Origin of the sequence: Methylobacterium marchantiae (assembly GCF_042679825.1) — a bacterium.
Taxonomy (GTDB): Bacteria; Pseudomonadota; Alphaproteobacteria; order Rhizobiales; family Beijerinckiaceae; genus Methylobacterium; species Methylobacterium marchantiae.
On sequence record NZ_JBHTND010000006.1, the window covers coordinates 128,816 to 143,969 of the forward strand.

At 68.9% G+C, this 15,154-nt stretch carries 14 protein-coding genes and 1 pseudogene; 10 read left to right on the forward strand and 5 right to left on the reverse strand.

Going from position 1 to position 15,154, the window contains the following annotated elements:
• Nucleotides 1–112 precede the first annotated feature (112 nt).
• Nucleotides 113–895, forward strand: a complete 783-nt coding sequence (locus ACFQ4G_RS06590; protein WP_238208356.1) for an invasion associated locus B family protein — start codon at nt 113–115, stop codon at nt 893–895.
• Nucleotides 896–1,007: 112 nt separating this feature from the next.
• Here ACFQ4G_RS06590 and hspQ read toward each other — a convergent pair whose 3' ends face one another.
• Both hspQ and ACFQ4G_RS06600 read right to left on the reverse strand, forming a co-directional pair.
• Nucleotides 1,008–1,376: a heat shock protein HspQ gene (gene hspQ, locus ACFQ4G_RS06595; protein WP_238208354.1), complete on the reverse strand. Its 369-nt coding sequence runs from the start codon at nt 1,374–1,376 to the stop codon at nt 1,008–1,010.
• Nucleotides 1,377–1,488: 112 nt separating this feature from the next.
• On the reverse strand, nt 1,489–2,541 hold the full coding sequence (locus ACFQ4G_RS06600) for an HpcH/HpaI aldolase/citrate lyase family protein (RefSeq protein WP_238208352.1): 1,053 nt from the start codon (nt 2,539–2,541) through the stop codon (nt 1,489–1,491).
• A gap of 225 nt (nt 2,542–2,766) precedes the next feature.
• On the opposite strand from ACFQ4G_RS06600, the gene ACFQ4G_RS06605 reads away from it, so the two are divergent.
• Complete coding sequence (locus tag ACFQ4G_RS06605) at nt 2,767–4,044, forward strand: patatin-like phospholipase family protein (RefSeq protein WP_238208350.1); 1,278 nt, start codon at nt 2,767–2,769, stop codon at nt 4,042–4,044.
• Nucleotides 4,045–4,068: 24 nt separating this feature from the next.
• On the opposite strand, the gene ACFQ4G_RS06610 is transcribed toward ACFQ4G_RS06605, so the two are convergent.
• Nucleotides 4,069–5,268: an FAD-dependent monooxygenase gene (locus ACFQ4G_RS06610; RefSeq protein ID WP_238208348.1), complete on the reverse strand. Its 1,200-nt coding sequence runs from the start codon at nt 5,266–5,268 to the stop codon at nt 4,069–4,071.
• A gap of 292 nt (nt 5,269–5,560) precedes the next feature.
• Between ACFQ4G_RS06610 and ACFQ4G_RS06615 the strand changes: the two genes are divergently transcribed.
• Both ACFQ4G_RS06615 and ACFQ4G_RS06620 read left to right on the forward strand, forming a co-directional pair.
• Nucleotides 5,561–6,952, forward strand: coding sequence for a GntP family permease (locus ACFQ4G_RS06615; RefSeq protein WP_238208346.1), 1,392 nt, complete (start codon nt 5,561–5,563; stop codon nt 6,950–6,952).
• Between the two features lie 95 nt (nt 6,953–7,047).
• A pseudogene (locus tag ACFQ4G_RS06620) lies at nt 7,048–7,772 on the forward strand (alpha/beta fold hydrolase).
• A 220-nt stretch (nt 7,773–7,992) separates the two neighbouring features.
• On the opposite strand, the gene ACFQ4G_RS06625 reads toward ACFQ4G_RS06620, so the two are convergent.
• The gene (locus ACFQ4G_RS06625) at nt 7,993–8,205 is read right to left on the reverse strand and encodes a hypothetical protein (RefSeq protein ID WP_238208344.1); all 213 of its coding nucleotides are present in this window, start codon (nt 8,203–8,205) and stop codon (nt 7,993–7,995) included.
• A 322-nt stretch (nt 8,206–8,527) separates the two neighbouring features.
• Between ACFQ4G_RS06625 and ACFQ4G_RS06630 the strand changes: the two genes are divergently transcribed.
• Both ACFQ4G_RS06630 and pncA read left to right on the forward strand, forming a co-directional pair.
• Nucleotides 8,528–9,502, forward strand: a complete 975-nt coding sequence (locus ACFQ4G_RS06630) for a quinone oxidoreductase family protein (RefSeq protein WP_238208342.1) — start codon at nt 8,528–8,530, stop codon at nt 9,500–9,502.
• Between the two features lie 67 nt (nt 9,503–9,569).
• Nucleotides 9,570–10,196, forward strand: coding sequence for a bifunctional nicotinamidase/pyrazinamidase (pncA, locus tag ACFQ4G_RS06635; protein WP_238208340.1), 627 nt, complete (start codon nt 9,570–9,572; stop codon nt 10,194–10,196).
• A 37-nt stretch (nt 10,197–10,233) separates the two neighbouring features.
• Here the strand turns inward: pncA and rimO are convergent, their stop codons facing one another.
• Nucleotides 10,234–11,589 carry a 30S ribosomal protein S12 methylthiotransferase RimO gene (gene rimO / locus ACFQ4G_RS06640; RefSeq protein WP_238208338.1) on the reverse strand — a complete coding sequence of 452 codons (1,356 nt, stop codon included), beginning with the start codon at nt 11,587–11,589 and terminating at the stop codon, nt 10,234–10,236.
• 272 nt (nt 11,590–11,861) lie between these two features.
• Between rimO and pabB the strand changes: the two genes are divergently transcribed.
• From pabB to ACFQ4G_RS06660, 4 genes are read left to right on the forward strand one after another with little or no spacing between them, the layout of a single operon-like run.
• Nucleotides 11,862–13,265 carry an aminodeoxychorismate synthase component I gene (gene pabB / locus ACFQ4G_RS06645; RefSeq protein ID WP_238208336.1) on the forward strand — a complete coding sequence of 468 codons (1,404 nt, stop codon included), beginning with the start codon at nt 11,862–11,864 and terminating at the stop codon, nt 13,263–13,265.
• Nucleotides 13,262–13,864 carry an anthranilate synthase component II gene (locus ACFQ4G_RS06650; RefSeq protein WP_238208334.1) on the forward strand — a complete coding sequence of 201 codons (603 nt, stop codon included), beginning with the start codon at nt 13,262–13,264 and terminating at the stop codon, nt 13,862–13,864. The genes pabB and ACFQ4G_RS06650 overlap by 4 nt, the downstream gene beginning before the upstream one ends.
• Nucleotides 13,851–14,696: an aminotransferase class IV gene (locus ACFQ4G_RS06655; protein WP_238208333.1), complete on the forward strand. Its 846-nt coding sequence runs from the start codon at nt 13,851–13,853 to the stop codon at nt 14,694–14,696. The genes ACFQ4G_RS06650 and ACFQ4G_RS06655 overlap by 14 nt, the downstream gene beginning before the upstream one ends.
• Nucleotides 14,669–15,142, forward strand: a complete 474-nt coding sequence (locus tag ACFQ4G_RS06660) for a DoxX family protein (RefSeq protein ID WP_238208331.1) — start codon at nt 14,669–14,671, stop codon at nt 15,140–15,142. The genes ACFQ4G_RS06655 and ACFQ4G_RS06660 overlap by 28 nt, the downstream gene beginning before the upstream one ends.
• Nucleotides 15,143–15,154: the final 12 nt, after the last annotated feature.

The window sequence follows — 15,154 nt, forward strand, 5'->3', positions numbered from 1 at the left end:
CCGAACGCCGTCCGCGGGTTTCGATCCGCACAATCGAGTTCAGGAAACGTCCTGCGGAGCTTGAGAGCCGCAGCACCCATTCGTCATTGCGATATCCAAGGGGTCAGAGCTGATGTTCTTTGCCAACCGTCCTGCGCGCCCGATGCGCGCCGCCGCGATCCTCGCCCTGGCCGGCATGATGGGCAATGCGGGCTTGGCGGCACCGGCCCTCGCCCAGGCTCCGAAGGGCAAGGCCCCCGCTCCGGCGGCTCCTGCCCCGGCCGCACCGGCGAGCCCGACTCCGGCCGCCCAGCAGCCGGCCGGTCCTCAGATCGTCAACGTGAAGTCCGAGCCGTCGCAGGCCGACTGGACCAAGGTCTGCGGCAAGGACCAGAACAGCGCCACCGACGTCTGCTACACCACCCGCGACTTCGTCTCCGACCAGGGCCAGCCGGTCCTCGCCGTGGCGGTCTACGACATGAAGAACGCCCAGCAGAGCGTGCGCGTGGTGCGCTACCTGCTGCCGCTGGGCCTGCTCCTCGGCCCGGGCATCCGCTTCACCGTCGACGGACAGCAGGCGACGCCGGGCAAGTTCGCCGTCTGCTTCCCCAACGGCTGCTTCGCCGAGGCCGGCAATGTCGGTGCCGATCTCGTCAACGCGCTCAAGAAGGGCACCACCCTCAACATCAGCGTCCAGAACCAGGCCCAGCGCGAGGTGACCTTCGCCGTGCCGCTGGCCGGCTTCGGCAAGGCCTTCGACGGCCCGGCCGTGGATCCGAAGGTGCTGGAAGAGCAGCAGAAGAAGCTCCAGGCCGAGCTCGAGAAGCGCAGCGAGGACATGCGCAAGAACCTCGAGAAGCAGAACGCCGCCGGCGGCGCAGCAGCTCCGGCCGCCGGAGCCGCTCCGAAGCCCTGATACCGGGCTTCTGACACGATCGAGGGCAAGGAAAAGGCCGGGCATGATGCCCGGCCTTTTTCATGACCGCGTCCGAGGACGAGACTTTCGCATCACCCGATCCGCGCCCGGATCAGTTCGCGTGCGCGCTCCGGAGACGATAGGCGCCGTCCTCGTCCAGGTCGAAGACGTCGGGAATCCCGGCATGGCGCAGGGCCTCGCCGGACGTGTCGGGAACGAGGTTCTGCTCGGAGACGTAGGCCACGTACTCGCTCTCCGCGTTCTCGGCGAGAAGGTGGTAGAACGGCTGGTCCTTGCGCGGGCGGACCTCCTCGGGGATCGCCAGCCACCATTCCTCCGTATTGTCGAAGACCGGGTCGACATCGAAAACGACGCCGCGGAACGGATAGACCCGGTGGCGCACCACGGCGCCCAGGCCGAACTTGGCGATCCGCATCTCTGCGGGCTGCAATTTGGATTCGGTCGCAAACAGATCGGTCATGGCATCAAAATAAGATGCATCGAGCAGGTTGTCATCGGCGGCGTTGCGACGCCGATGACGACGGATCGATGCCACGCGATCGGAGCGACGGTCTCCGATCGCGGGCCGCGCCTCATTTCAGGCCGTAGGTCTTGGCGAGTTCAGGGTCTTTCTCGGCCACCAGCCTGGCGAGGTCGACGATGACCTTGGCCTGCTTCCAGGTGGCGTCGTCCTGCATCTTGCCGTCGAGCATCACCGCGCCGGTCCCGTCGGGCATCGCCTCGACGATCCGCACCGCGAAGGCGACTTCCGCCGGATCGGGGGCGAAGACGCGCTTGGCGATGGCGACCTGATTCGGGTGCAGGGTCCAGGCGCCGGCGCAGCCCATCAGGAAGGCGTTGCGGAATTGGGCCTCGCAGGCCTCTCCGTCCGAGAAATCGCCGAACGGGCCATAGAAGGCCTTGAGGCCGTTGGCCATGCAGGCATCGACCATCTTCGCGATGGTGTAGTGCCAGAGGTCCTGCTGGGCGGAGGCGCGGGCGGCGCCGTCGCTCGTCGGGTCGGCGATGACGCGGTAATCCGGGTGGCCGCCGCCGACGCGGGTGGTCTTCATGCCGCGCGAGGCCGCGAGATCGGCCGGGCCGAGGCTCATGCCGTGCATGCGGGGCGAGGCGGAGGCGATGGCATCGACATTGGCGACGCCCTCGGCGGTCTCGAGGATCGCGTGGACGAGGATCGGCTTGGAGACGCCGTGCTTCGCCTCGAGCTGCGCCAGCAGCTGATCGATGTAGTGGATGTCCCACGGACCCTCGACCTTGGGCACCATCACCACGTCGAGCTTGTCGCCGACCTGGGACACGATCTCGAACAGGTCGTCGAGAATCCAGGGCGAGTTGAGCGCGTTGATGCGGGTCCACAGGCCGGTGCCGGACGCGGCAAAATCGGTGGCCTGCGCCATGGCGACGAAGCCCTTGCGGGCGGCCTCCTTCTGGTCGACGGGCACGGCGTCCTCGAGGTTGCCGAGCACCACGTCCACGGTGGCGGCGAGTTCCGGCACGCGGGCGCGGACCTTGTCGTTGTGCGGCGGCACGAAGTGGATCATCCGCTCGAGCTTCACCGGAAGCTCGCGGAACGGGGCCGGCGCGCCGGTGGCGAGGGGTTGGAAGAAGCGACGCGGTAATTTCATCGGGTCTCGGGCTCCGGCTCTCGTGGCGTGCGGGATTATCCGCTGAAGCGGGTAGTCAAGGTTACCGGTCGCGTAAAGCGCGGTTTCGCAGAAGACCACTTCCCCAACCGCGTGCGCTGGCGCATGTTGGTGGACCTCATGGGGAATGCAGGGAGGAACCCGGCAAAAGCCGTCGGGTTCTCGCAGTAGAGGCGGGCGTTTCGAGAACTACCAAGGACACGTGCCATGTCCGGATCATCCACCCGACACGGGCTCCTGTACGCCGCCGGCATGATCGCCATGCTCGGAATCACCGTGCCGGGCGAGGCCGCTCCCTCCTCGGCAGCTCATGCGAGCGCCCCCCCGAAATCCAGCCCGGTCAAGGCACCCGCGGGAAAACCCTCCGAGCGCACGCCCTTCACGGCCGGCGATGCGGCCGAGGCCCGCCCCGACGGGCTCAAGGGCCATCTCCGGATCGCGGCGGACGACACCAAGGCGTTCCAGGCCCTCATCGACGATGCGAGCGCCGCGTCCGGCCCATGGCTGGTCCTGTCCGGCGGCGGCGAGAACGGCGCCTTCGCCGCCGGCCTCCTGAACGGCTGGTCGAAGGCCGGCAACCGGCCCGATTTCGGAATCATCACCGGCGTCAGCACGGGGGCGATGATCGCGCCCTTCGCTTTCCTCGGCTCCGGCGCGGATGCGACGCTGGCGCGGGCCTATACCGAGATCTCCGCCGCCGACGTGTTCGAGTTCGGCGGCACCAACGAGGCCCTCACCGATACCTGGCCGCTCAAGCGCCGGATCGATCGGATGGTGACGGGACAGCTCCTCGCCGACATCGCCGCCGAGCATGCCAGGGGACGGCGCCTGCTGGTGGCGACCAATGCGGTGGACAGCGAGCGCCCGGTCCTGTGGGACATGGGCGCCATCGCCTCGCAGGGCGGCCCCAAAGCGCTAGACCTGTTCCGCTCGATCATCCTCGCCTCCTCGGCGGTGCCGGGCGTGTTCCCTCCCGTCATGATCGACGCGGTCGGCCCGGACGGAAAGCATTTCCAGGAGATGCATGCTGATGGCGGCACCACGGCGCCGTTCTACCTGGCGCCGGAAGCGGCGATCCTCGGCAAGGCCGATGTGAGGCTGCCGGCGAGCACGATCTATCTCGTCGTCAACAACACGGTGACGCCCGACTTCCAGATGGCCAGCCGCACGACCCTGAGCGTGCTCGGCCGCTCGATGTCCGCCGCGATCAAGGCCCAGACCCGCGCGGCGCTCGCCCTGACGAAGAGCTTCGCCGAGCGCAACGGCCTCGACCTCGACGTGGCGCAGATCGACGACCGTTTCACCCGCACCACCTCGGCGCCCTTCGACCAGGACTACATGAAGGCCCTGTTCGCCCATGGCGAGCGCCTCGGGCGCGACGGCACCGCCTTCGTCCGGGGGACGCCCGCCGCCTCGATCCCCACCGGCTCGGCGGGTGACCGCTTCGGATCGGCGGAGGCGCCCAGGAGCCTCGCCCGGCGCTGATCCTCACCGCATCAGGGCAAGCTCCTACCGCATCAGGGACGGTGCGCCGAGACGCGGCAGCACACCCTCGCGCATGACGATCCGGCGCAGCGGCCCGATCGTGGTCATGGCCAGCAGGCCGAGGCCGCGCAGGGCGTCCACGGGCAGGAGTGAGGTGAGCAGGCTGCGGTTGAGCGTGTCCACGGCGACCGTGCGCAGGCGGGCATCCAGTGAGCGAGACCGGGCGAAACCCGACAGCGCATGGCGCGAGCCCGGATCGCGACCGTCCGAGATTGCGGCCAGCACGCTGTCGCGCAAAGCCGCCGCATCGCGGAGGCCGAGATTGAGCCCCTGCGCGCCGATGGGCGGGAAGGCGTGCGCCGCCTCGCCGATGAGCGCCACCCGGGCCCCCACGGGAGAGGCGACGGAGAGGCCGCGCATGGGCACGAGCCCGCGCGGCCCGTCGATGCGGATGGCGCCGAGCATGGACTGGGCCTGGCCCTCGATGGCGCAAGCGAGATCGGCATCGGGGAGGTCGGCGAGGCGCCGTGCCGCTCCCGCGCCGGTGACCCAGACGAGACTCGAACGGTGCCCGCCGGGGAGCGGGACCAGGGTGAACGGCCCCTGTCGGGTATGGAACTCGGTGGAGACGTCCCGGTGCGGACGCTCGTGGGCCAAGAGCGTGGTGATGGCGGCCTGCGGGTAGGACCAGTCCTTCGTGGCGATGCCGGCCTGATCGCGCATGCGCGAGCGCGCGCCATCCGCGCCGACGACGAGGCGGGCGGAGACGGTGCCCTCCTCCAGGCCGATCCTGGCTTCGTCGGCATCCCGCTCGAGCCCCACCGCATCGCTCTCGAACAGGGTCAGGCCGGGGACCGACCGTGCCTGCGCGCGCAGAGATTCCACCAGGCGGGCGCTCTCCACGTTCCAGCCGAAGGCATCAAGGCCGATCTCGGTGGCGACGAACCGCGCCGGCGGCGGCCGGAACAGGCTGCCGGTGTCGTCGACGATATGGAGTTCGGCCAGGGGCGCGGCATGCGGCGCCACATCCGCCCAGGCCCCGAGCGCGCCGAGGAAGCGCACCGATCCGTCGAGGAGGGCGACCGTGCGCCCATCGGCGACGGGAGCGTGGCGGCCCACCAGGGCGGTGGCGATACCTTCGCGGGCGAGGGCCAGGGCGAGACCGAGCCCGGCGGCGCCTGCGCCGACGACGGCCACGTCGAAACGGGGAGAGGCCGAATCCATGCTTCGCTCCTCGGCAAGGTCCGCCTCGCCATACCAGTCAAAGCGGCGCCGACCGGACCGCTGACGTTTCAGATAGGTGCCGTCCGTCCCGGGTCACCTCGCTGTGGCATTGCCACGCTGCGGCTTCTAAGCAGGTTTCGCAAAAGTGGTCACCGGTTTTGCGAAACCTGCGACACTCCAAAGGCCTGAGCGAGGTGAAGCGTTGGCTTGCCAATGCGAACCCGCTTAGCATCGGCTGCGCGCCCCGACAGGGGCCGAGTGCCCGGAAGTTGCCCATCATGAGAGCGTCGTCATGAGCCTCGCCATCGCGCTGCTGGCGCTCGGATTCCTGATGCTCGTCGCCTATCGCGGCTTCAGCGTCATCCTGTTCGCCCCGGTGGCGGCGCTCCTCGCCGTTCTGCTCACCGATCCCTCCGCCGTGCTGCCGGTCTTTTCCGGCCTGTTCATGGAGAAGATGGTCGGCTTCGTGAAGCTGTACCTGCCGGTCTTCCTGCTCGGCGCGGTTTTCGGCAAGGTCATCGAACTGTCAGGTTTTTCGCGGTCGATCGTCACGGCGGTCATCGATCTCGTGGGCGCGCGCCGGGCCGTGCTCTCCATCGTGCTGGTGTGCAACCTGCTCACCTATGGCGGCGTCTCGCTTTTCGTCGTGGTGTTCGCGGTCTATCCCTTCGCGGCGGAAGCCTTCCGGCTGAGCGACATCCCCAAGCGCCTCATCCCCGGCACCATCGCGCTCGGCGCCTTCTCCTACACGATGGACGCGTTGCCCGGCACGCCGCAGATCCAGAACATCATCCCCACCACCTTCTTCGGCACCAATACCTGGGCCGCCCCCTGGCTCGGGCTGATCGGCGCCGCCTTCATCCTCGTCGTCGGCGTGACCTATCTCGACCGCCGCATCGCCGCGGCCAAGGCCAGGGGCGAAGGCTACGGCAGCGGCCACAGCAACGAGCCGGCCCCCGTCGCCGAGGAGTCCCTGGCCCATCCCCTGGTGGCGCTGCTGCCGCTCCTCGTGGTCGGGATCGCGAACCTCGCCTTCACCGCGCTCATCCCGCACCTCTACGGGGCGAAGACCGAGACCATGCTGGCGGGCCTCGACAAGCCGATCGTCACCACCCTCTCCTCCGTCACCGCGATCTGGGCGGTGGAGCTGGCTCTGCTCGCCGGCATCCTCATGGTCTTCGTCTTCGCCTGGAGGCCGGTCTCGAAGAGCTTCGCCGAGGGCAGCCGCGCGGCGGTGGCGGGCTCGCTGCTGGCGGCCATGAACACGGCCTCCGAGTACGGGTTCGGCGCCGTCATCGCGGCCCTGCCGGGATTCATCGTCATCCGCGAGGCGCTCTCCGCCATCCCCGACCCGCTGGTGAACGAGGCGGTGACCGTGACGGCTCTGGCGGGCATCACCGGCTCAGCCTCCGGGGGGCTCAGCATCGCGCTCGCCGCCATGTCCTCCACCTTCATCGCGGCGGCGCAGGCGGCCGATATCCCCATGGAGGTGCTGCACCGGGTGGCCGCCATGGCGAGCGGCGGCATGGATACGCTGCCCCATAACGGCGCCGTCATCACCCTGCTCTCGGTGACCGGCCTCACCCACCGCCAGGCCTATGCCGACATCTTCGCGATCACCGTGCTCAAGACGAGCGCGGTGTTTCTCGTGATCGGGGTCTACTACCTGACCGGGCTTGTGTGAGGCGCGGCCAGCGGCGTCCTGGTCTCAGGAATGCTGGATTTTCCCCTCTGGGAGGCGATCAATGCCGGGACATCAGACATAATAGGAGCCCTCCGATGGATCGTCGAACCTTCCTGACGCTCATCGCCGCCGGTGCCGCGATCCCCCTCGTGCGGGACGCGGCCATGGCGGCTGCTCCGGCAGCCCCTTCACCATCCCCTCCGGTGGCGCGCAACGTGGTCCTCGTGCACGGGCTGTTCGCCGACGGGTTGTGCTGGTCCGAGGTCATCGCGCGGCTGCAGGCGGCAGGTCTCACGGTCACCTCCGTGCAGAACCCGCTGACCAGTCTCGACGAGGCGGTGGCCTCGGTGCGGCGGGTGCTGGCGCAGCAGGACGGCCCGACGGTGCTCGTCGGCCATTCCTTCGCCGGCATGATCGTCAGCGAAGCCGGCATCGACCCGAGAGTGACCGCCCTCGTCTACGTGGCGGCACGGGCGCCGGCATCGTCTTCGACGGCGAGTACGGGCGCCTCGGCGAGGCGGCCTTCCTGCGCGACTTCGCCGGCGACCTCCCCGAGGCGAAGGCGAAGGTGCTCTACGCCGTGCAGCAGCCCTTCGCGAAAGCACTGCTCGCCGGCAGGACAACCCAGGCGGCCTGGGGGTCGAAGCCGAGCTTCTACGCCGTCTCCACCGAAGACCGGACGATCGATCCCGATCTCGAACGCTTCATGGCGAAGCGAATGGGCGCTACGACGATCGAGGTGAAGGCGAGCCACCTGTCGCTGATCTCCCAGCCCGACATCATCGCGCGACTCATCCTGGACGCCGCCGGACGGCCCTGAGCGGCGGTTGAGGGCAGGACAGGGGCGGGCTCGCACGCGCCGTTTGCCGGACGCCGAGACCTGCCCTATCGTTCCACCCGGCGACGCGGAATGATCGCCGGGACAGGAGAGGTCGCCATGGCATTCTTCATCGGGATCGCAGGACCCTGGCTCGTTCTCGCGATCCTCGATCTTCTGGCGATCCGGCGCGATCGGGACCTGTCCCGCATCCCGTGAGACATTACCCCCAGGTGTCGTCCTCATCCTCGACGATCCGCAGGGTGAGCTGCGTGAACGGCCTGATCTCCCAGGTCGGGCCGGCATTGAACATCATCACCACACGGCGGCGGGCCAGCACCTGGAAGGCGGGGAGGTGGGGTTCCGGCTGGAACACGAGCCCCGCCGTGACGGACGGGTCGTAATCGGCGGGCCTGATCCAGACGATCTCTTCCATGAGCCGCTTTTCGTCATTCTCCAGGCGAATGCCCGAAGGACGGCACTGCCACGCTTCCTAAGCACAAATCGGGCGCGGATGTGCGACAGCCCGTGCGCACGATTCATTCCGAGGACGAATCACGTCTTCGATTGTAACCCGACGAGGCGGTCTGATCGGGACAAAGTGTACCCGGCCGCCCGTGATCGCCTGCGGGCGTGCATGAGAGTGGCGTGCACGAGAGACATGCCGGCATCCCATGTACAGGATCGCCGGAGCCGGGCTTGCTCCTCGCCGGAGGCGGCTTATGTCGCGTCCATCGAACAGGCGAGGAGTGACGACGATGCCCAAGGCGATCCGGGTCTACGAATACGGCGAGCCCGAGGTGATGCGCTACGAGGAGGTGGCGCTCGGCGAGCCCGGGCCCGACCAGATCCGCGTCCGCCAGACGGCGATCGGCGTCAACTTCATCGACATCTACTTCCGCTCGGGCGCCTACAAGGCGCCGCAGCTGCCCTTCACCCCCGGTAACGAGGGCGCCGGGGAAGTCACCGCCATCGGCGAGGGCGTCACCGGCTTCCGGGTCGGCGAGCGCGTGGCCTACGGCTCGGCCGCCGGCACCTATGCCGAGGAGGTGGTCATCAACGCGAGCGCCGCCGTGCATCTCGCCGACGGGGTGGAGGATGCCACCGCGGCGGCCATGATGCTGAAGGGCCTCACCGCCGAGTACCTGCTGCACCGGACCTGTGCGGTGAAGCCGGGCGACACGATCCTGTTCCATGCCGCCGCCGGCGGCGTCGGTCTCATCGCCTGCCAATGGGCCAAGCAGATCGGCGCCACCGTCATCGGCACGGTGGGATCGGCCGAGAAGGCCGAGCTCGCCAAGGCCAATGGCTGCGACCACGTCATCCTCTACCGCGACGAGGATTTCGCCGCGCGGGTGAAGGAGATCACCGGCGGCCGGGGCGTGCGCGTCGTCTATGACGGCGTCGGAAAGGACACCTTCCCCGCCTCCCTCGACTGCATCAGCCCCCTCGGCATGTTCGTGAGCTTCGGCTCCGCCTCCGGCCCCGTGGAGAACTTCAACATCGCGCTGCTCGGCCAGAAAGGCTCGCTCTTCGCCACGAGGCCCTCGCTCTTCGCCCATGCCGGGACGCGGTCGACCCTCGATTCCATGGCCGAGAACCTGTTCGGGGTGGTGGCGAGCGGCGCGGTGAAGATCCCCGTCCATGCCAAGGCCAGGCTCGCCGATGCGGTACAGGTGCATAAGGACCTCGCCGGACGCCAGACCACCGGTGCCACCGTCATGATCCCGTGATCCCGGGATACGGTGATCCCAGGCTACGGTGATCCTTGGATCACATGACGACAGGAAGACGAGGACGATGATCCCAGGTGAGCGCGACCTTCTCCTCGTGGTCGACGTCCAGAACGACTTCCTGCCCGGCGGTGCGCTCGCGGTGCCGGACGGCCATGCGGTGATCGACCCGATCAACCGCCTCGCCGCCCGGTTCCCGCACGTGGTCCTGACCCAGGACTGGCATCCGGCCGGCCACATCTCCTTCGCCTCCAGCCATGAGGGAAAGGCGCCCTTCGAGAGCGTGGAGCTCGATTACGGCCGCCAGGTCCTCTGGCCGGACCATTGCGTCCAGGGCTCGCACGGTGCGCGGCTCTCGGCCGGGCTTCACGCCGACTGGGCCGAGTTGGTGATGCGCAAGGGCTATCATGCCCATACCGACAGCTATTCGGCCTTCCTGGAAGCCGACCGGAATACGCGAACGGGGCTCGACGGCTACCTGCGCGAGCGCGGCTTCGCGCATCTCCATCTCGTGGGCCTCGCCACCGATTACTGCGTGCTGTGGACGGCCCTCGACGCTCGCGAGGCGGGCTTCGCCGTGACCGTCATCGAGGATGCCGTGCGGGGCATCGATCTCGACGGGTCGGTGGAGCGGGCCTGGGCGACCATGCGGGAGAACGGGATCGGGCGGACGGTCAGCGGCGAGATCGGCTGACCCGCTCAGGCCCGGCTAACGGGAACCAGCCCGCATCTCACACCGCACTGCCGTAGAGATCGTACGCATCGGCGCGCTCGATCTTCACGGTGACGATGTCGCCGACCCGGAGCGGCCGGCGCGAGGTGACGTGGACGTTGCCGTCGATCTCGGGCGCGTCGTATTTCGAGCGGCCCTTGGCGACGGTGCCGTTGGCCTCGTCGATGATGACGGGCAGTCGCTTGCCCACGCGCGCCTTCTGCAGGCGGATCGAGACGCCCTGCTGCGCCTCCATGAAGCGGCGCTTGCGCTCGGCCTTGACCTCCGGCGGGACGAGGTCGCCGAGGCCGTTGGCCACCGCACCGCCCACGGGCTCGTATTCGAAACAGCCGACGCGCTCGAGCTTGGCTTGCCCGATCCAGGTCAGCAGCTCTTCGAACTCAGCCTCGGTCTCGCCGGGGAAGCCGACGATGAAGGTCGAGCGGATGGCGAGATCCGGGCAGATCTCGCGCCAGCGCCGGATGCGCTCCAGCTGCTTCTCCTGATTGCCCGGCCGGCGCATGCGCTTGAGCACGGACGGGCTGGCGTGCTGCAGCGGCATGTCGAGATAGGGCAGGATCTTGCCCTCGGCCATCAGCGGGATGACCTCGTCCACGTGCGGGTAGGGGTAGACGTAGTGCATCCGCACCCAGGCGCCGAGCTCGCCGAGTTCGGCGGAGAGGTCGTAGAACTTCGCCCGCACCTCGCGATCGCGCCAGGGGCTCGTGGCGTAGCGGATGTCGACGCCGTAGGCGCTGGTATCCTGCGAGACGACGAGCAGTTCCTTGACGCCTGCCTTGACCAGCTTCTCGGCCTCGCGCAACACGTCGCCGGCCGGCCGGCTGACGAGGTCGCCGCGCAACGACGGGATGATGCAGAAGGTGCAGCGGTTGTTGCAGCCCTCGGAAATCTTCAGATAGGCGTAGTGGCGCGGGGTGAGCTTCACCCCCTGCGGCGGCACCAGATCGAGGAACGGGTCGTGGGCCGGCGGCACCGCCTCGTGGACCGCCGCCACCACCGATTCGTAGGCCTGCGGTCCGGTGACGGCGAGGAGGTTCGGGTATTTCTCGCGGATCTCGTCGGGCTGGGCGCCCATGCAGCCGGTGACGATGACCCGGCCGTTCTCGGCCATGGCCTCGCCGATGGCGGAGAGCGACTCGGCCTTGGCCGAATCGAGGAAGCCGCAGGTGTTGACGATGACCACATCCGCCCCGTCGTGCCGGCGGGCGAGCTCGTAGCCCTCCGCGCGCAGATGCGTGAGGATGCGCTCGGAATCCACCAGCGCCTTGGGGCAGCCCAGCGAGACGAACGAGATCTTGGGCGCGATCTTGGGCGCGGCTTTCGCCGGGGGCAGTACGGAGACGGGTAAGGTCATGGTCGCTCGTCGGTCGCGGTCGAGGACAGGCTCGACCGGCCGTGAATCGCTGGGCGAGGGTGCCGGGTTGCGGTGTCCCTATACGCCGATCCGCCTGCGGTTGCGAGGGCAGGGGTTCGACGGCCCATTCCGGCAGCCGTCCCGGCCCATGCGCGGCACATGGCTTCCGTCGGGCCGCGCCCCGTGCCACCTGTGGCGTCGTCGTCAGGAAACCATGCCGCAGGAGGGGCCCGTGTCCCCGCCGGCGCGAAGCCCTTAAGTCCGACCGCATCATGTGGACCCGCGAGATCCCCTTCATCGATCCGGTCGCGGCGGCCGAGGCGCTCTCGTCCCTGCCGGGGCTGGCCTTCCTCGACAGCGCCATGCGCCACGAGACCCTGGGGCGCGTCTCGATCGTAGCCGCCGATCCGTTCGGGCGGTTCCGGTACATGCAAGGCCGCGCGACGCTCGACGGACGCCCCCTCGAAGGGTCCGGGCTGGAGGCCCTGCGGGCCTGCCTCGCGCCCTACAGGGTGACGGAGGAGGACGGGATCGGCTTTCCCGGCGGGGCCATCGGCTACTTCGCCTACGATCTCGGCGCCCGTCTGGAGCGGGTGACGCCGCCGTCCCGCCGGGCGGGCCTCACCGACGACATCGCCTTCAACCTCTACGACACGGTCCTGAGGATCGACCATGACAGCCGGACCTGCCGCCTGATCGCCACAGGCTTTCCGGAGACGGACAAATCCGCCCGGGCGGAGAGGGCGCGGACGCGGCTCGCCCAGTTCGCGGACCTCTTCGAGTCCGGGGAACGATCCCCGCAGCGCAAGGGCAATGCCGCGTTGTCCTGGCGCTCCAACTTCACCAGGGCCTCCTACGAGGCGGCGGTGGAGACGGTCCGCGACTACATCCGGGCCGGAGACATCTACCAGGCCAATATCGCCCAGCGCTTCGAGGCGGCTTTGCCGCCGGATTTCGACGCCTTCTCGCTCTACCACCACCTGCGCGAGACCAATCCCGCCACCTTCGGCGCCTATCTCGCCTTCGACGGTCTCACCATCGCGTCGAGCAGCCCGGAGCGCTTCATGAAGCTGCAGGGCAGGGCGGTGGAGACGCGGCCGATCAAGGGCACCGTGCGCCGGGTCGAGGATCCCGACGAGGACCGGGCGCTCGGCGAAGCGCTCCAGGCCAACGTCAAGGAGCGGGCCGAGAACATCATGATCGTCGACCTCCTGCGCAACGACCTCTCGCGCATCTGCGAGCCGCACAGCGTCAAGGTGCCGGTCCTGTGCGGGCTCGAATCCTACGCCTCGGTCCACCACCTCGTCTCCGTGGTGACCGGAACTCTGCGCCAGGGCCATGACGCCATCGACCTGATCGCCGCCACCTTCCCGGGCGGTTCGATCACCGGCGCGCCCAAGCTGCGCGCCATGGACATCATCACCGAGATCGAGGGCGACGCGCGCGAGCTCTATTGCGGCGCCATCGGCGCCATCGGCTTCGACGGGTCGCTGGACACCTCCATCGCCATCCGCACCGTGTTCATGGACGGGACCCGCGCCGTGCTCCAGGCCGGGGGAGGGGTGACGCTCCTCTCCGATCCGGCCGCCGAATACGAGGAGACCCTGACCAAGGCGGCGCGGGTCTTCGCCGCCTTCGAGCCGGACCGGGACGCGGCGACGAGCGAGGCGCCATGATCCTCGTCGTCGACAATTACGATTCCTTCGTCTTCAACGTGGTGCGCTACGTGGAAGAACTCGGCCAGGAGGTCAGAATCCTGCGCAACGACGCCGTCGACGTCGCCGGCATCCGTGCGCTGGCGCCCGATGCGCTGATCCTCTCGCCCGGCCCCTGCACCCCCAACGAGGCGGGCGTGACCCTGCCGGCGATCGAGGCCCTGTCGGGCGAGATCCCGATCCTCGGCGTCTGCCTCGGCCACCAGGCCATCGGCGCGGCCTTCGGCGGCAGGGTCGAACGGGCGGCGCGCCCGCTCCACGGCCAGGCCACCGCGATCCGCCACGACGGTACGGGCCTGTTCGAGGGCCTGCCCGACCCGATGCAGGTGGGGCGCTACCATTCCCTCATCGTCACGCCGCGTCCCGGCATGGAGGAGCATCTCGCCATCGACGCGCTCTCGGGGGAGGGCGAGGTGATGGCCCTGTCGCACCGGCACCATCCGACCATGGGCGTGCAGTTCCACCCGGAATCGGTGCTCACCGAGAACGGCCACGCGGTGTTCGGCAATTTCCTCGACCTGGCACGCCGGTGGCGGGAGAGGCGCGATGCTGTGGTTTGACGGCGCCCTGCACGAGGGCACGCGGCACGGTTTCGACCTCGCCGATCGCGGCCTCACCCTCGGTGACGGCATCTTCGACACGGCTCTCTGCCTCGGCGGTCGCATCGCCTTCAGCGAGGACCATCTCGCCCGGCTCGTCGCCTCGGCCGAAGCTCTGGGCTTTGCCATCGACCGGCAGACCATGGAGGCCGGGCTGGAAAAAATCGCCACCGCCATCGGTGACGGCGTGATCCGCACCACGGTCACCCGCGGCTCCGGTCCGCGCGGCCTCGCGCCGCCGGAACCGGCGAGCCCGGTCTGGTGGATCAATGCCACGCCACGCCGGGCGGGATCGGGATTCGCGCCGGTCTCGCTCCATCCGACGGCGATCCGCCGCAACGAGACCTCGCCTGGTGCGAGGATCAAGACGCTCGGCTATCTCGACGCGGTGCTCGCCGCGCGTGAGGCGAGGGCGCAGGGCTTCGACGAGGCCCTGTTCCTGAACATGCGAGGGCGCATCGCCTGCGCCGGGACCGGCAACCTCTTCGCGATCATCGAGGGCCGCCTCGTGACCCCGCCCCTCTCGGACGGCGTGCTGTCCGGCATCGTCCGGGCGCGCATCCTCGGCCTGGCGGACGCCCTCGGCATCGGGGCCGAGGAACGCTCCCTCGATCTCGACGAAGTTCTGGGCGCCGAGGCGGTCTTCATGACCAATTCCCTGCGCGGCCTCTCGCCGGTGACCGCCATCGGCACCACGACGTTCGCCGGCCCGCACGCGATCGTCGCCGCGTTGAGCCGAGCGCTGCGCGCGCTCATCGCCGCGGAATGCGGCGTCCCGCCGGACCTGCCGTGAGGCCGGACATCATCACGCCGGAGCCGCCTGCGCAAAGCCGCCTGCTCTCGCGGCTCGGCCTCGTCGCCCTCTACGGCGTCGTCGGGATCGTCCATCTCGTCGCCACCGACCAATTCCTGCCGATCATGCCGGATTGGGTGCCGTGGCCGCGTCAGGTCGTCATCCTGACGGGGTTCTACGAACTCGCCTGCGTGGCGGGATTGCTGTTCGCGCGTAGCCGCAGAGCAGCAGGCTACGCGCTGGCGGCCTACGCGATCTGCGTGTTTCCGGCCAACATCAAGCACGCAGTCGAGGGCATCTCCGTACCCGGCCTGCCCGAGAGCTGGTGGTATCACGGGCCTCGTCTCGCATTGCAGCCGGTCCTCGTCTGGTGGGCGCTCCATGCGACGCATGTCGTCGATTGGCCGTTTCGGAAGACGCGAAGGGGAGGGCGCGGCGGCATCTGACAGTCGGGGCGT

What these genes read in the sequence shown, in the direction of transcription:
- ACFQ4G_RS06590 (WP_238208356.1), top strand. Translation starts at nt 113, where the DNA reads ATGTTCTTTGCCAACCGTCCTGCGCGCCCGATGCGCGCCGCCGCGATC.
- hspQ (WP_238208354.1), bottom strand. Translation starts at nt 1,376, where the DNA reads ATGACCGATCTGTTTGCGACCGAATCCAAATTGCAGCCCGCAGAGATG.
- ACFQ4G_RS06600 (WP_238208352.1), bottom strand. Translation starts at nt 2,541, where the DNA reads ATGAAATTACCGCGTCGCTTCTTCCAACCCCTCGCCACCGGCGCGCCG.
- ACFQ4G_RS06605 (WP_238208350.1), top strand. Translation starts at nt 2,767, where the DNA reads ATGTCCGGATCATCCACCCGACACGGGCTCCTGTACGCCGCCGGCATG.
- ACFQ4G_RS06610 (WP_238208348.1), bottom strand. Translation starts at nt 5,268, where the DNA reads ATGGATTCGGCCTCTCCCCGTTTCGACGTGGCCGTCGTCGGCGCAGGC.
- ACFQ4G_RS06615 (WP_238208346.1), top strand. Translation starts at nt 5,561, where the DNA reads ATGAGCCTCGCCATCGCGCTGCTGGCGCTCGGATTCCTGATGCTCGTC.
- ACFQ4G_RS06625 (WP_238208344.1), bottom strand. Translation starts at nt 8,205, where the DNA reads ATGGAAGAGATCGTCTGGATCAGGCCCGCCGATTACGACCCGTCCGTC.
- ACFQ4G_RS06630 (WP_238208342.1), top strand. Translation starts at nt 8,528, where the DNA reads ATGCCCAAGGCGATCCGGGTCTACGAATACGGCGAGCCCGAGGTGATG.
- pncA (WP_238208340.1), top strand. Translation starts at nt 9,570, where the DNA reads ATGATCCCAGGTGAGCGCGACCTTCTCCTCGTGGTCGACGTCCAGAAC.
- rimO (WP_238208338.1), bottom strand. Translation starts at nt 11,589, where the DNA reads ATGACCTTACCCGTCTCCGTACTGCCCCCGGCGAAAGCCGCGCCCAAG.
- pabB (WP_238208336.1), top strand. Translation starts at nt 11,862, where the DNA reads ATGTGGACCCGCGAGATCCCCTTCATCGATCCGGTCGCGGCGGCCGAG.
- ACFQ4G_RS06650 (WP_238208334.1), top strand. Translation starts at nt 13,262, where the DNA reads ATGATCCTCGTCGTCGACAATTACGATTCCTTCGTCTTCAACGTGGTG.
- ACFQ4G_RS06655 (WP_238208333.1), top strand. Translation starts at nt 13,851, where the DNA reads ATGCTGTGGTTTGACGGCGCCCTGCACGAGGGCACGCGGCACGGTTTC.
- ACFQ4G_RS06660 (WP_238208331.1), top strand. Translation starts at nt 14,669, where the DNA reads ATGCGGCGTCCCGCCGGACCTGCCGTGAGGCCGGACATCATCACGCCG.